We start from the raw sequence: 12,811 nt of genomic DNA, 5'->3' as shown, positions 1-12,811 counted from the left end.
TGAAAAATCACCGGCATTCACGTGAGCAAGTTGACTGGAAGATAGATCGATTGCACCAACTCCCCCCATGAAACCCGAATCCTCCCCGCGTTTGTCTAAAGCGGTAGCCTTGGCAGCCGTGCTTGCTGCCCTCTCCGCTCTGCCGGCATCAGGCCAAAATCCGGCACTTTCCACTCCTTTCGTGATCTCCCGGGTGCAACTGGTGTACTCCATGGTCAGCCACCGTCAGAGCCTCCCGGACCGGGTGGCATTCTACAATCAGAAGGGAGCGGGTAACGACCAATACGCCACGCCGATGCTGGTGTGCGACCCCTTGGTCACGCTCTACAATCCGGCCAATACGTCGGCCTCGCGTTCGAAGGTTCGCGTTCTGCTTTCCGATCCGCCCATCGGTTTCAAGTTCAAGAAGAATGCGAACTACCTGCGGAATGAGTTCTCCGCGGCCGCGGGTTTTCATCCAATGGGCCGGTTTCAGATCAACAACGAATCCAACCAGAATGTCCGCAAGCGCTTCGTGATGCTGTTGCGGGAACTCGGGGTGAATGAGACCCCGGGAGCGGCGATCACCCTCGGTGCCGGGGAGTCGCGCACCTTCGCGCCGTGGGTGGAGGAGAACTGGACTTGGGGCTTGGAGACCGCAGTGGGATACATGCCCCATGCCTTCTACGATTGGAACGCGGATCACAATCTCACCACCCAGGACGAGCGGACGGGCAACCTCTTCGGTGTCGAAGCGGTGTCGGGCTGGGATCCAATCGCCGGATTCCAAATGGACAACCTCTCCTATGGCAGTACGCAGAGCCGTCCTGCCTCCACCTACTATAACTTCGAGTCCGCGGACGGGATGAACGGCGGCTGGGTGAACATCCTCAACAACGAGACAGTCACCGTGGAAGCCAAGGCCATGCGGGCCACCCCCCTACCGGGGGCGGACTTCACGGTCGATCTGCTGGGAGGAAACATCCAGGACACCAGCAGGGACATCCTCCGGTCTTTCCCGATGCCGCTCGGTGATCTCCCTTCCCTGCCGCAGATCAACCGGACCTTCCAAGTGGGCGATATCCTGCAGGGACCTGCCGACAATCATCCCGCCGGTAAGTCGCCCTTCGCCGTGATCACGATGATCGCGAAAACCGAAGCGCTGCTGGAGAACCGCTTCTACGAGAGGCCGCCGCTTCCTGCCGCAGATCTCTACGAGATGCATTTCACCGCGCTTACCGACTTCAACCAGAACGATAGGATCTCCGCTTCGGACCGACTGGCATCCGGATTTCAAGTCAAGTCGATGACCCGCTTCGGCGACCAGTTGTTCCTGGACTTCGCCACGGGACCGGAGATCGAAGCGCTGAGGATCGTGGGGACCTCGTCTCTCGAAGAAGGCTTCACGGAAGACCTCTCCGAGCAGACGATCAGTGTCCCGGGACCTCCGGGGTCGGGCCTTCAGAAGGCGATCGTCAACATCGCGGGTAAGGGTCCGCGCTACTTCATCCGATTGGAGGAAGTGGCGGGCACGCCTTGAATCTGCTCAAGGGCCCTCGAAGGCAATGCCATGCTCGGCGGCGATCGCGAGGATGGCGTCCATATCGGGTCCGCTCTCCTTCGCGAACTCCTCACCACAGCGTGCGAAGAAGGTCTCGAAGCCGGACGGCGAGGTGTGGATCAGCAGCACGAGAGGGCTATGCCCGGGATTGCGAAAGGAGTGCACCGATCCGCGTGGCATGAAAACCGATCCGCCTTCAGGGACCATCGTCCATTTGCCATCCCCGTAGAACTCGCCGCTGCCTTCCAAGACGAGGAACCATTCATCCTCGTCATCGTGGCGATGGAGAGGCGGCCCTCCACCGGGCGACACGACATAGCGGAACATGGTATACCTGCCGCCGGTTTGCTCACCCGTTAGAAGGAAGGTGGCTTGATCGCCGAAGGCCACATGGGTCTTCGCGGCGCCGGGCATGACAATGGAGGGAGCAGTCAGGGCACTCATATCGATTGGCTGACTCGCTTGCTAACACGTTCCCGGGGCCCGAGTCGAGATCAGCTGCAGCCGCCTATCCGAAAGTGGCAGCAGCGCTCATGGCGCTTCGCTCTGAACGATCTTGTAAAAGAGACGCGAGGCCTCGGCCTCCGTATCTACCCAGGAGCTGCGCGGCTCGGTAGCCTGGAAAGGCGCCGTGGCAGGACTCCAGGTGAGGAGATCGTCCGTACTCATCACGCGATACCACAGTCCACGCACGGATTCCCATTCCAGCACCACCTCATGGGGTCCGCTTCTCCGGATCCGAGGGACCATGCCCGATTCCACGATACTGCCATCCCAATAGCGGGGCACGAGCTTCCAGACATTCTTGCCACACTGCGAACCGATGATGCGCCCTGGCAGGTCATCCATCTTCGGGTGAATCCCGCCCCAGCGCCGTGACGAACCCGCTTCATCCGCGGCATCGAAGTAGGTGGCCCACTGGAGGGGCACTGCCACGCTGGGGCCGAACTCAAAGCGGAGGTAGGTCTGTGCCGGCGCGGTGAAGCTGCCGAGGCCACCCGGGAAGTATTCGCTGCCGGTGATGGCCGTGAGCACTTCCGCAGAGGCGCGACTGAAGGTGCTGTGGCCTGAAACATAGCCCGGAAAAGCCGGCGTGACGAAGGTGCGATCCTGATAGGGGAACCAGTTGATCCCCTTGATCCAGCGGGGCATGCTACGCATTGATGTGGGATCCTCGGCTCTGCCGGGCCAAGTGAAGATCACGATATCGCCGACGGCGAATCCCATCCCATGGTGCTCCCCGCCGCTGGCGAGGGATTCCGCGGTGACGACCGCCACCAGACCGGGAACGAGCGGTAGTCCTTCCGGATGAAAGCCAGGTAGCGCAGGATCGCTCGATTGCCCTTGGCTGGCCATGAAGCGGATCATCGTGATCGGCCGTGCGGAATCATACTGCCGCTTCAAGGACCAAGCGGCACAGGCGGCATCGTGAGCTGCGCCTGCCAGCGCGAAATAAAGTTTCACATCCCATTCGAGATCGTCGATCACGGGTCCAGTGCCGGCGATGCGCTTCTCCTCTAGCTGTTCGCTCACTTCATTGGCGATCGAATGCCAGTGCCCCGGGGGTGTTTCCGAGTCGGGCCCGTCCGCCCAGAACTCGGCGAGAACGCGCCCATAGTCGCCACGAGGGACAAGATTGGGAGGATAAGGCTGGCCGGTCGCGAGATTGAGCGGATGCCCGCTGCCATCTTCCGTGCCGAGAGAGTTGTTGCCAATGGCGCCGGGAGAAATGTCGATCATCGTCAGATCCCCTAGCATCCGGCTCCGCTCCAACACCTCGATGGCCTCCTGCTTGTACTGCGCCGCCTGCGGACTACGAAGGCGGGCCGGCGGACCGGGGTCGAGCCATGGGATCCCCGCGACGGGACGGGTCAGCGTAAAAGGCCGGGTGCCCCGCCAACTGACGCCCACAAACCGCTGCAAGGTGATGGGTTCGACGCCATTCTGAGAGAGGCCGTCATCGAACGTGAGAGGATGCCAGCGATCGGGATCGCAACTGCTCGGTATCCCGCCAAGAGGCACGCCATTCTCAAGGATACGGAACTCCGGCTGATTGTTCGTATAAGCAGGGTCGGCATAGCCATTCGGCTGGTTGGCCCCATCGGTAAGACCCCATGCCAGAATCGAAGCGGCAATGCGATTGCCCGCGGCTGCCGGACTACTGCCGGTAGTGCTGATGAAGTTCTTGTCGTATCCCAGAGAGGCAAGGCGGGCATCCAGAACCGTAGCCGTGGTTGCGGCGTTCGCCGATCCGGCATAACGTGCCCGGAGTATCCGGTAGGAGGCATAACTGATTGCCTCGCGTCGTGCCGAGACCAGATCCGCGGATGCCGCACGCTCGTGATGGATGTAGCCGATGGCTGCGGTGTCATAGGCTGCCCAGGCATTGTACATGGCGACCGCATTGTGGAAGAGATTGCGGGCGTGAACGGGGGGATTGGGGCGATCGATACGAATTGCCGCGAGATTCTCCTCGTTCCAGACGCGAGCGACGCTGTGGGCACCCGCAGCCAATCCAGAAAGGGCGGAGCAGCCCAGAATCGCCAATACCACGGAGATGCTGCGGGAGGACTTCATCCTAATTACCACCGAATCAGAGGTGGCAGAGCGATGCGAGCGGGAACTTGAGCGGGAACTCTGCCAAAGGAGATACCCCTATTGAAAATCTGATGCTTATGCGATCAATTGGGTGTTGCGATTTATTTAAAACACTTCTATTCGTGGCCTGATCCGGATGGTTCCATCCATCCGGGGAAACTCCTCTCTCACGCTGTGAAACGAACATTCCTTCCCTTGTTCAGTTCCTTTGTTTTCGGGGGCATCGCACAAGCCGGTCTTGTCCTCAGCGAGGTCGATCTCGTGAACAACAAGGTCGAGATCATCAATACCGGAAGCACCGCCGAAGACCTCACCGGCCATTGGTTTTGCAATCTCTGGCAGGGCTCCCCGGTCTATGTGCAGATCCTCGCAAGCCAGATCGTGGCGGGCGAGTCCTCCGTCAGCACCTTGAACATGCCGCCGGGGGCATTGGTAACGATCCAATCCACGACCTCATTCATCACCGATATGCGAGGCGAGTTGGGACTCTATAAGAACGGCAACAACTTCGGGGACGCCAACAACATGACCGACTACCTGGCGTGGGGAGGCGATGCTATCCGTGACTCCACGGCCGCGACACTCGGGATTTGGGGAAACGCCACCTCCGTCAGTGTCACTGGTATTGCCGCTGGCCAGACGATCCAGCTCAAGCAAGGCGAGGACGGGAATGCCTTCACGGACTACGAGCTTGCGGTTTCCACGATCGGCATCAATCAAGTGATCCCTCCCGTCCCCGATCCAAAGATCGTGTCGATCTCGCGGAATGCGGGTGGAGATGTGGTAATTGCTTTCACACCCGGTGGAGCGGGCTTCATCCTGACCTCGTCGAACGACCTTGCATCACCCTTTGCCCCGGAGACGAACGCGGTGCAGGGCCCGCCTGGAACCTTCACGGTCCCGGTCGCATTCCTGAATCCCGGCCGTGACTTCTTCAGGGTGGTGAAGCCCTGAGCGGAACGGGAAAAGGCATCAGTCCGTGTGGCCGCCCAATCTCCAGTGGCAAGGCGGCGCGAGGATCCCTTTGTGGGCGGGTGCACCTTCCACGCTGAAGGGGTAGACATGCCAGTGGTAGTCGTAGGCGTGTTTCCACTCCGACTCGAAGATTCCCACGTCGAGGAAGTAGCTGCCTGCGGCGAGGTCCAATCGATCAATGGAGAAGACGATCTGTCCGGCTCCTTGGACATCGGGGATATCCACCTTGGCCAGATGGGTGCTGGTATCGAGGCAGACGGCTCCATCCTCCCTCGTGATCGAGACGACGAAGACCGGTGCAGGAACCGTGCCCTTCGAGTGATAGGCAAGTGTCACTGCCAGAGGTTCCCCGCTTCTCAGAAGAGTGCCGGGAGAGAAGTTCACGGAGTCAATCTCGATCTCGAAGGTGCCGAAGCGATTCTCCCGTGGCACGAGTTCCAAGCCGCCGCTTGAGCGAGCAGGCCCATCCGGAGTGCGGCGCAGGGTTTCTTCCCGCATCTCGGTTTCGTAGAGGCCGGCAACGACCTCGGCGCTACCCAGGGCTGCGACCTCGCCGGACTTCAACCACAGCACGCGGTCGCAGAGCTGCCGGACCGAGTCCATGCCGTGCGACACCATGACGATGGCGCAGCCGCCATCCCGGAGCAGCTTGATGCGTGCATTGCACTTCGCTTGGAAAGCCAGATCCCCGACGGAGAGGAACTCATCCACGAGCAGCACCTCCGGGTCGGTGTGCACCGCCACGGCGAATGCCAGGCGCATGATCATGCCGGTGCTGTAAGTGCGGACCGGTTGATCGATGAAGTCCTCCAACTCCGCGAAGGCGGCGATCGCAGCGAGACGCTCTTCAATCTCCTGCTTCAACAGTCCGGCCACGACACCGGCCAGCACCGCGTTCTCACGGCCTGTTAGATCACCCAGGAACCCGCCGCCGAGGTCGAGCAGGGCACCGATCCTGCCGGAAACCTCGATGGATCCCGTGGTCGGTTTCCCTACACCGCCCAGCAGACGCAGAAGCGTGGATTTGCCCGCGCCGTTCGCGCCGACCACGCCGAACATCTCGCCCGGCCCCACGCTGAAGCTCACCTCGCGGAGAGCCCAGGGGGCGGAACTCTTGCGTGAGAACCTCCCGGTAGGGCGGTACTGCTTGCAGACCTTGTCGGCGATGATTCTGGACACCTTCACATCTCCTCCACGAAACGATGGCTTTGGGCGATGAACATCTTGCGACCGGCAAGCAGGAAGACGAGGGCCACCGCGCTCAGGATCCACAGCGGCCCCGCTTCCGGCCAGCGGCCTTCTAACAGGACAGCCCGCCACGCACCGACCAGGCTCACCATGGGATTCAGATAAAACCAGTCACGCAGCGGCTCCGGCACCACCGTGATGCTGTAGAAGATGGGCGTGACGAACATCATCAACTGCAGCAGCACCGAGACGATGTGCTGGGTATCCCGGTACAATACGTTCAGGGATGCCAGCGGATAGGCGAGCCCCACGCACAAGAGATACTGGATCGCCACGATGGCCGGCAGCGCCAGCCATGGCAGGGACGGGCGAATGCCGTTGCACCAGAGCAGGATGAACATCAGGGGCAAGGCGATCGCCAGATGCAGGAAGCGCACGCTTACCGTGACGAAGGGCAGCATGGTCAAGGGAAAGCCCGGCTGGCGCGCAAGGGCCGCATTTCCCGTGATCAATCCCACGCTGCTTCCGAGCGAACTTTGGAACCAGCCCCATACCAGCACGCCGATGAAGACGAAGCAGGCATAGGCCGGAATCTGCGAGCCCAAGGCGCCTTGGAAGATCGTCGAGAATACCAGCATCTGCAGCAGCGGGCCGCCGAGTGCCCAACCGAAGCCGAGGAAGGAGCGCTTGTACTGCGCCTTGATATCCCGGTGGGTGAGCACGGTCAGCACGTCCCAGCCATGCCGCCACTTCCGGGCGGAGGATGTCTGGGGGAGGCCGGGGGAGATCGGCTGCAAGCTCATACCGGTTTGGGAGCGGACGGCTCGTGCCGGGCTCCGGCACCGTGTCTAGAGACATGGCGCACGCTTTGCCACAGGGAAAGCGGACCTAGCAGCATTCCCACGATCTCGACGGCGAGCAGGCGCAGGGGGTAGCGATCCCGACCGCGAAGCTTCGACCAGAGGCGGGAGGCCACCGACTGCGGCAGCTCGTATCCCAAGCGCACCAGCGCCCGCTTGTCACGGAAACGGATGAAGGTGAGCATGTGATAGGCGACGTGGCCTTTCGAGTAAGCCATGAGCTGCTTGCGCAGTTCCTTCATGGTCACGCGATGGTGGTGCCAGGCCACGGCGGAGGGCTCGTAGACGATCACGTGACCGCTACGCAGGACCTGATAGAACCACAGCGTGTCCTCACCCACCCCGGCAGGAACCCCGGCACCGAGGCGCTCGTCGAAGTGCCCCACGCGGGGGTCCTCGAAGAGGCTGCGACGGAAGGCAAGATTGCCGGTTCCGCCGAGCTGCCAGGTCGGGGTGGCGCGGCGCTTCCAGCGGTGGAACCAATACTCGTCGAACTCCCGCTGCGAGTATCCACGGCCAAAGCCGCCGTATTCCTCGAACTGGATTTCCGCCTCGCTGTCGAGGCTGGCAGGCAAGGTATTGCCCGTGACCGCGGCCACGTCGTTGCGAGCCAAAGGCGCGACCAATTGTTCGAGCCACTGCGGCGAAACCACCATGTCGTCGTCGGTCATCGCCACGATCCGCTCGCGGGCGGCAGCCATCCCGGCATTGCGGGCATAGGAGGAACCGGGCTTATGCTCCTCCACCAACTCGACTCCCGGAAAGTCCTTCAACACCTCCCGCGCCGAGCCCAAACCCGGCCGGTTATCCACCACGATGTACTGGACCGGACGCGAGGTCTCGGAAGCCATGAGCGAAGTGAGGCAGCGCCTGAGATCATCGGTCCGGCCGCAGGTCGCGACGATGACCGACACTCCTTCCAACTCCGGCGTCGCAACCGTCTCAGGTTCGGGAGGATTCAGCAGGTCCTGCCAGCGCGCGACCTCGCGCGACCATGCCACGGCGGGATTCGACTCGCCACGGGTCACCACATCCCACCAGAGCACCTTAGCGATCTCATCGGCGAGCCGTGAGGGCACCACGGCATATCCTGCGGAGCGGATCTTGATCCGGCCCAGCGGCCTCCCTTTCCACTGCACCAGTACCTCCAACGCTTCCCTCCCCTCCCCTTGATGCAAGGTCGGGAGTGGCTCGGCGATATCGACGGAGACCAATGCGGTCTTCCCCGACTTGGCCGCTGCCGGGGCGGTCAGAGGAATCTTGAACTGATCCGGCCGCTTGGACTCGTCGGGCACGATCTTCTGCCGAGCCCGGCGGTAGCCGCCCTTGCCGCGGATGTAGCCCCGGATCTCCGCCATGACGAGATCTCGCGGGAACCATGCGGGCGCCCAGATCGAACGCAGCAAACGCTCCCATGCCCAATGCCGCCACCACCAGCGGGCCAGCTTGTTGATCGCCGCGCGGTCGGTTGGAAACTCCTCCGCCTCGCGCTCGAAGAAGCAGCGCGTGGCGTGACCGTAACTGTATAGGAGCTTGTTCAACTCCGGCATGGAGCGGCGATGACGGTGACGGACCAGAGCGGTGGGCTCGTAAAGACAAGCCACGCCGGAGCGGATGCAGCGGAAGAAGATCTCATGATCGCCACCACCCAAGGTGGGAGTGCCCACATCCAAGGCGGGATCGAAGTAGCCCATTTCCTCGAAGAGGCTGCGGCGGATCGCCATGTTCGCTCCTGCACCGAGCTGCCCGGCACCGATCAAGGTCCATGGCATCGGCTCACCGCGCTTCGATTGGAGGTAGGTCCGGTTACAGCCTCGGCCAAAGCCGCCGTAGCGCTCGAAGAGCACTTGCGCCTCGGTCTCTTGTTCCGCCGGTTCGATCAGCCCCGTCACCAAGCCGACTGCCGGATCTTCCGCAAAGACCTTGCCCAAGGCCTCCACCCAGCCGGCATCCACCATCACGTCGTCATCGGTATAGGCGACGATCTCGCCCTTCGATTCGACGATTGCCCGATTGCGGGCGTGATCGAGGCCGGGCGTATCCTCACGGACATAGCGGCACTGGGGATAGCGGTCCTTGACCAAGCGCTCGGTGGCATCCGTCGCCGGAGCATTGTCCACCACCATGATTTCAAGCGGCATCACCCGCATCGAGACCAAGGCCGCGAGACACTTGTCCATGTCATCCGGCCGATCCCGCGTGCAGACGGCTACGCTGATAGTGGGCACAGGACGATCGGCAGCCTGAACCGGAGCCGGGCTGCCGTCTTCTCTCATCAGGAAGCGCCGCGCCATCTCCCGTCCCAAGCGAGCCTGGAACTGGGTCATGATGCGGTAGCCCACGTCGTCGGCCCGGACCTTCCCGCCGGTAACGGGAACCTGAAGGACGCCGAGAGGGACGCCATTCCAGCGGACCAAAACTCGGGCGGCCCTGTAGGAATCGCCGACAATCCGGTCGCCCGGTTTGGCGATGTCATAGTCTATCGGGATGATGGGTAACAGCATGTCGGGAGGGGGGAAGGTTCGCGATCCGTGGGGCGGATCCGCCGTTTCTAACAAACTTCAGGGAGCCGTCGAACTGAAGACACTCCCCTGCCGCTCGACTTCCGGGTCCCGGGTTGGAAGCTGCGGCGCTTGGAGTTGGGGGCGGGCAGTGCCAGCCAATTTGTAGATCACCAGCTTCGCGAGGTTCTTCAGCCCCATCCGCTGGAAGCGACGGTTGGCGGTCAGCTTGGGATCAGCCCTGATGGCTTTGGCGAGAGCCCAGAGACAACTTCCGGGATCATTCGCCCCGCTGCATTTCGAAACGAGATAGCTGTAGAAATTGGCGGCGGACCAGCGGAACAGCGCTTCCGGCAACTGCGGATTCCGCTGCCTGACCAAACGCATCACGCACTCGTACGAGCGGCCCATTCCCTTGGCGTCCAAGCTCATGCAGCCCGGCACCTGACGATACTTCACCAGAGTTGCCGGAACCAGACCGGCCCGGTATTTCTCCGCGACCCGCAGGAGAAGCTCCCAATCTTCGCAGCCCTGCACGCCCGCTTGCTCGGAGCGGGCAAGATAAACCCCGCACTCCCTTAGCGCGGAGGCACGGAAGAGCGGAACGCTGGCATTGCCGACGAAGTTTCGGGCGACAAGTTCTTCCAAAACCGACCCTTGGGTATCGAAAGGGTATGACCCGGTGATAAGTCTGCCTTGGATATCGATTTTCTCGGACCAGCAGTAGGAGAAACCCATCTTGTCCCCGCCCTTGTCCATGCATTCGACCTGCCGCGCCAGCTTCTCGGGATACCACAAATCATCCGCATCCAGAGGTGCGATGTAGTCGCCCTGCGCCTCGGCAATCGCCCGGTTACGCGCCGCGCCAACACCGGCGCTACCTTACGTATCACTCTCATTCTCTGATCCTTGCGTGCGAACGCATTGGCGATCTCAACGATTCCGTCCATGGAACCGTCGTCCACAACGAGAATCTCGATCTCGCGCAGAGTCTGCGTACAAGCTGAATCCAAAGTATCAGCCAACCATTCCTCGGCATTGTAGGCGGGAACAATCACTGAAACCTTTGGTCGGCTGGGCGTCCGACGGGGCCGGGGGTGCATAACTCAGCAAGATGTCAAAAGTCCGACATCTTCAAGAAGTGAAGACCTTCCGGTAATATTTGGAGGTTTCCACTACAAGAGGGTGAGGGAAACTTTTCTGGGGGTACACTTGAACTGTAGTAAACCGTTTTGGAAAATGCCAGAACTATCTGTTCAGGTCTTCGTCGTGTGCACTTTGTGAAAAATTTCACAAAGTGCACTTGCCGCCTCCCGACGGGTTTTTCATAGTCCGCCCGCCCGGGGCCTCGCCCCGCGGATTCCCTTGCCCCATGAGCGATACCGCCGCCACCGCAGAAGCCAAGCTGCCCAAGGATCTCGCCGCCGAGAAAGGCCTCGTAAACGTGCAGATCGACGGGGTTTGGCTCCAAGTGCCACGGGGAATGCGGATGATCGAGGCCTGCAAACTGGCCAAGAACGAAGTCCCGCATTACTGCTACCACCCGAAGCTGACGGCTCCCGGCAATTGCCGTATGTGTCTGGTGCAGATGGGCATGCCGCCACGCCCGGCCCCCGGCCAGGATCCCACCTACGATGCCGAAGGCTACCTGCCGATCGGCTGGATGCCCCGCCCGGTGATCGCCTGTGCCAACACGGTTTCCGAGAACATGGGCATCCGCACCACCGGGGAACTGGTGGAGAAGTGCCGCGAGGGCGTGATGGAGTTCCTGCTCATCAACCACCCGCTGGACTGCCCGATCTGCGACCAAGCCGGCGAGTGCCGCCTGCAGGAGTTTTCCGTCGAGCACGGCCGCGGCGGCTCGCGCTTCGTGGACATGAAGGTGAAGAAGCCGAAGAACGTGGACATCGGTCCGCGGGTCCGGCTCGACGACGAGCGTTGCATCATGTGCAGCCGCTGCATCCGCTTCATGGATGAGGTGGCGGACGATCCGGTGCTCGGCTTTACCCAACGCGGCACCCACACCACGCTGACGGTCCACCCGGGCCGCAAGCTGGACTCGAACTACTCTCTCAATACGGTCGATATCTGCCCCGTCGGCGCGCTGACCTCGAATGACTTCCGCTTCCAGATGCGGGTTTGGTTCCTGAAGGAGACCAAGAGCATCGACGTGAATTGCGGCACCGGCTCGAACATCACGATCTGGGCGCGCGGCAACAAGATCCACCGGATCACGCCGCGCCAGAACGACGATGTGAACTCCACCTGGATGCCGGATTCGCACCGCCTGAACTTCCACTACATCGATGGCGAGGCCCGTCTGGTCGAGCCGATGATCAAGGCCGGGGGCACCCACAAGCCGGTGGCATGGAGCGAGGCTCTGGCCGCGGTGGCAAAGGACCTGAAGGTTTTCGCTCCGGGCGAGATCGCCATCATCGCCTCCGCCCGCATGACCAATGAAGAGCTCTTCATGGTCCGCGCGCTGGCCACCGAGATCGGCACCGGTGCCTTCACCGTGGTCCCCCGCTCCGGCGAGAGCGACGGCATCCTGATTTCCGAAGACCGCAACCCGAACACCACCGGCGCGAAGCTGGTATGGGGCACGCAGGATCCTGCCGGTCCGCTGGCCGATATCCGTAGCGGCGTGCAGAGCGGCGCGATCAAGGCGCTGCTGGTCTTCGGCGAGGAACTCACCGCGGAAGCGGGCTTCACCAAGGAGGATCTCGCCAAGCCCGCCTTCATCGCTTCCGTCCAGCTACTGGCCGGACCGACTGCCGAGGCCTCTCACGTGCTCCTGCCCGGTGCCGCCTTCGCCGAGAAGCGCGGCTCGATGGTGAATGTCAGCGGTCGCCTGCAGCGCCTGAACCGCGCGGTGGAGCCGCCGGTGGATGCTCATGACGACTGGGAGATTCTCCGCGATCTGGTGCTGGCGCTGCAAGGTGCCTCCCCTGCTTCCGGCCCCGCGATGATCGAGGATGTCTTCAAGTCGCTGGCGGAAGGCGTGACCGAATTCAACGGCCTGAGCCTCTCGAAGATCGGCGACCTCGGCCTCTCCGTCGTGGAAACCGGCGTGAAGATCCCGCTCCTCGAAAACGAGCGCGCCCGCAAGGCCGCCGGCCTGATCAACGGCTAAGCCTAGCCACTCCCCT

8 protein-coding genes and 2 pseudogenes are annotated in these 12,811 nt (G+C 62.0%); 3 read left to right on the top strand and 7 right to left on the bottom strand.

Annotated features, from left to right (window positions below; all coding sequences use genetic code 11):
* Positions 1-67 precede the first annotated feature (67 nt).
* Complete coding sequence (locus OJ996_RS11340) at positions 68-1,519, top strand: hypothetical protein (protein WP_264513684.1); 1,452 nt, start codon at positions 68-70, stop codon at positions 1,517-1,519.
* A 6-nt stretch (positions 1,520-1,525) separates the two neighbouring features.
* Here OJ996_RS11340 and OJ996_RS11335 read toward each other — a convergent pair whose 3' ends face one another.
* Complete coding sequence (locus OJ996_RS11335; protein WP_264513682.1) at positions 1,526-1,984, bottom strand: dimethylsulfonioproprionate lyase family protein; 459 nt, start codon at positions 1,982-1,984, stop codon at positions 1,526-1,528.
* Between the two features lie 87 nt (positions 1,985-2,071).
* Positions 2,072-4,117: a vanadium-dependent haloperoxidase gene (locus tag OJ996_RS11330; RefSeq protein WP_264513681.1), complete on the bottom strand. Its 2,046-nt coding sequence runs from the start codon at positions 4,115-4,117 to the stop codon at positions 2,072-2,074.
* A 195-nt stretch (positions 4,118-4,312) separates the two neighbouring features.
* Between OJ996_RS11330 and OJ996_RS11325 the strand changes: the two genes are divergently transcribed.
* Positions 4,313-5,092 carry a hypothetical protein gene (locus OJ996_RS11325; RefSeq protein WP_264513680.1) on the top strand — a complete coding sequence of 260 codons (780 nt, stop codon included), beginning with the start codon at positions 4,313-4,315 and terminating at the stop codon, positions 5,090-5,092.
* 18 nt (positions 5,093-5,110) lie between these two features.
* Here OJ996_RS11325 and OJ996_RS11320 read toward each other — a convergent pair whose 3' ends face one another.
* The 5 genes and pseudogenes from OJ996_RS11320 to OJ996_RS26565 form a co-directional block, all read right to left on the bottom strand.
* Positions 5,111-6,292, bottom strand: coding sequence for an ABC transporter ATP-binding protein (locus OJ996_RS11320; RefSeq protein WP_264513679.1), 1,182 nt, complete (start codon positions 6,290-6,292; stop codon positions 5,111-5,113).
* A gap of 2 nt (positions 6,293-6,294) precedes the next feature.
* Complete coding sequence (locus OJ996_RS11315; RefSeq protein ID WP_264513678.1) at positions 6,295-7,104, bottom strand: ABC transporter permease; 810 nt, start codon at positions 7,102-7,104, stop codon at positions 6,295-6,297.
* Positions 7,101-9,665 (bottom strand): glycosyltransferase family 2 protein, encoded by a 2,565-nt coding sequence (locus OJ996_RS11310; RefSeq protein WP_264513677.1) that lies wholly within the window; start codon positions 9,663-9,665, stop codon positions 7,101-7,103. Before OJ996_RS11310 ends, OJ996_RS11315 begins: the two co-directional genes overlap by 4 nt.
* A gap of 57 nt (positions 9,666-9,722) precedes the next feature.
* A pseudogene (locus OJ996_RS11305) lies at positions 9,723-10,523 on the bottom strand (glycosyltransferase family 2 protein); the annotation flags it as partial.
* A 32-nt stretch (positions 10,524-10,555) separates the two neighbouring features.
* A pseudogene (locus OJ996_RS26565) lies at positions 10,556-10,765 on the bottom strand (glycosyltransferase family 2 protein); the annotation flags it as partial.
* Positions 10,766-11,034: 269 nt separating this feature from the next.
* Here OJ996_RS26565 and OJ996_RS11300 point away from each other — a divergent pair.
* Positions 11,035-12,795 (top strand): NADH-quinone oxidoreductase subunit G, encoded by a 1,761-nt coding sequence (locus OJ996_RS11300; protein ID WP_264513676.1) that lies wholly within the window; start codon positions 11,035-11,037, stop codon positions 12,793-12,795.
* Positions 12,796-12,811 lie beyond the last annotated feature (16 nt).

Source organism: Luteolibacter rhizosphaerae, from assembly GCF_025950095.1.
In the GTDB taxonomy this organism is placed as follows: Bacteria; Verrucomicrobiota; Verrucomicrobiia; order Verrucomicrobiales; family Akkermansiaceae; genus Haloferula; species Haloferula rhizosphaerae.
This window is presented reverse-complemented; position numbering and strand designations above follow the sequence as displayed.

What these genes read in the sequence shown, in the direction of transcription:
- OJ996_RS11340 (WP_264513684.1), top strand. Translation starts at nt 68, where the DNA reads ATGAAACCCGAATCCTCCCCGCGTTTGTCTAAAGCGGTAGCCTTGGCA.
- OJ996_RS11335 (WP_264513682.1), bottom strand. Translation starts at nt 1,984, where the DNA reads ATGAGTGCCCTGACTGCTCCCTCCATTGTCATGCCCGGCGCCGCGAAG.
- OJ996_RS11330 (WP_264513681.1), bottom strand. Translation starts at nt 4,117, where the DNA reads ATGAAGTCCTCCCGCAGCATCTCCGTGGTATTGGCGATTCTGGGCTGC.
- OJ996_RS11315 (WP_264513678.1), bottom strand. Translation starts at nt 7,104, where the DNA reads ATGAGCTTGCAGCCGATCTCCCCCGGCCTCCCCCAGACATCCTCCGCC.
- OJ996_RS11310 (WP_264513677.1), bottom strand. Translation starts at nt 9,665, where the DNA reads ATGCTGTTACCCATCATCCCGATAGACTATGACATCGCCAAACCGGGC.
- OJ996_RS11300 (WP_264513676.1), top strand. Translation starts at nt 11,035, where the DNA reads ATGAGCGATACCGCCGCCACCGCAGAAGCCAAGCTGCCCAAGGATCTC.